We start from the raw sequence: 1,651 nt of genomic DNA, 5'->3' as shown, positions 1-1,651 counted from the left end.
TCGAGGGAGTGCTCCCCCAGCGGCTTCCCGATCCGCCGTCGGGCGAGCGCGGCCTGCTGCACCAGCACGACGCGGACGACACCGAGCACGACGGCCAGAGCGGCACCCGCCAGGGCGATGCGGACGACGAACGCGGTGCCGATGCGACTCACCCCACGATTGCACCCCGTCGGCGTGAACGCGGCGTGAACGCGCATCGGCCCGGGAGGTTCCGGAGGCCGGCCGCAGGAGGCTCAGGACAGGGGCTTGAGCTCCAGGTCTGCGGCACCGGCGGACACGATCGCGAACGAGGTGTAGCCGTCGACCGCCGAACGCTCGAGCAGCGCCTTGACGTTCTTGGTGCGGCGCTCGAGTCGGACCCTGGCGCCGTCCGCGATGAGCGCGGCCTTGTGCGTGACGAGCTCGTGCACCGGAACGTCGGCGTCGTGGATCAGCACGACCGCGTTCGTCGTGACGTCCGACTCCTCTGCGATCAGGTCGACGAGGCGCTCGAAGCCGAGCGAGAAGCCCACCGCGGGCACCTGCTGCCCGAGGAACCGACCGATCATGCCGTCGTAGCGTCCGCCACCGCCGAGGGAGTAGCTGACGGACGGATGCGCGAGTTCGAAGATCGTGCCCGTGTAGTACCCCATGCCGCGCACGAGGAACGGGTCGAAGACGAGCGGGATGTCGGACTGTCCCCGTCCCGCAGCCACGGCCTCGCCGATGCCGACCAGGTGCTCGATCAAGTCGGCCGGAGCTCCGTCGGGCAGCGCCTTGCGGATCTGCCGCTCGCCGAAGGGGTTGTACTCCAGCGTCTGCGGGCGGCGGAGGAAGGCGTCGAACGCGTCGGCGGCTGCGGTCGATGCGCTGCGCTCACGGAGCTCGGTCGCCACTCCCTCCGGACCGATCTTGTCGAGCTTGTCGATCGTGATGAGCACGCCGGGACGCTCCTCGGCGGTGAACCCGAAGCTGTCGAGCATCCACTCCAGCACCCGGCGATCGTTGATGCGCACGGTCGCCCCGTCGAGGCCGAGAGCGTCGACCGCGTCGAGCGAGGCGACCATCAGCTCGGCCTCGGCGCGTGCGGTGTCGTCCCCCATGATGTCGATGTCGCACTGCACGAACTGGCGGTAGCGGCCCTTCTGCGGGCGCTCCGCCCGCCAGACCGGTCCGATCTGGATCGAGCGGAAGACGGTCGGCAGTTGACCGCGGTTGCTCGCGTAGAAACGCGCGAGCGGCACTGTCAGGTCGTAGCGGAGGCCGAGGTCGGAGAGCGCTGCGGGGTCGTCGGCGGCGGCGCGGATCGCGTCGGCATCCAGGCCACGGCGGAGGATGTTGTACGAGAGCTTCTCGTTGTCGCCACCGATGCCGGCATGCAGACGGTCGTACTCCTCGACGACGGGCGTCTCGATCTCGTCGAATCCATGCGCGAGATAGCGCTCGCGGATGACGGAGAGCACACGCTCGCGGCGGGCCTTGTCGGCGGGGAGGATGTCGCGCATGCCGCGCGGCGGGTTCACGGTAGCCACGGTTCCATCTTCCCAGGTCTGCCGACTCGGTCGTGCCGGGATGGGGTCGCGCCGGGATCAGCGCGCGGCTTCGGCGGCGCGCACGTCGTCTTCCAGCGCACGCAGCCGCTCGCGGAGGGCGCGCTCGGCGTCCCACCCCT

The 1,651-nt window shown here is 70.3% G+C and carries 1 protein-coding gene; it reads right to left on the bottom strand.

From position 1 onward, the window contains the following. Nucleotides 1-233 precede the first annotated feature (233 nt). The gene (gene hisS, locus DSP71_RS06180) at nt 234-1,484 is read right to left on the bottom strand and encodes a histidine--tRNA ligase (RefSeq protein WP_218867592.1); all 1,251 of its coding nucleotides are present in this window, start codon (nt 1,482-1,484) and stop codon (nt 234-236) included. Nucleotides 1,485-1,651 lie beyond the last annotated feature (167 nt).

Source organism: Microbacterium sp. H6, assembly GCF_003314775.1.
In the GTDB taxonomy this organism is placed as follows: Bacteria; Actinomycetota; Actinomycetes; order Actinomycetales; family Microbacteriaceae; genus Microbacterium; species Microbacterium oxydans.
Note: the sequence above shows the minus strand (reverse complement) of the source record. Positions and strands in the feature narration are given on the sequence as shown.

Coding starts and splice junctions, on each gene's coding strand:
- hisS (WP_218867592.1), bottom strand. CDS start 1,484: ATGCGCGACATCCTCCCCGCCGACAAGGCCCGCCGCGAGCGTGTGCTC.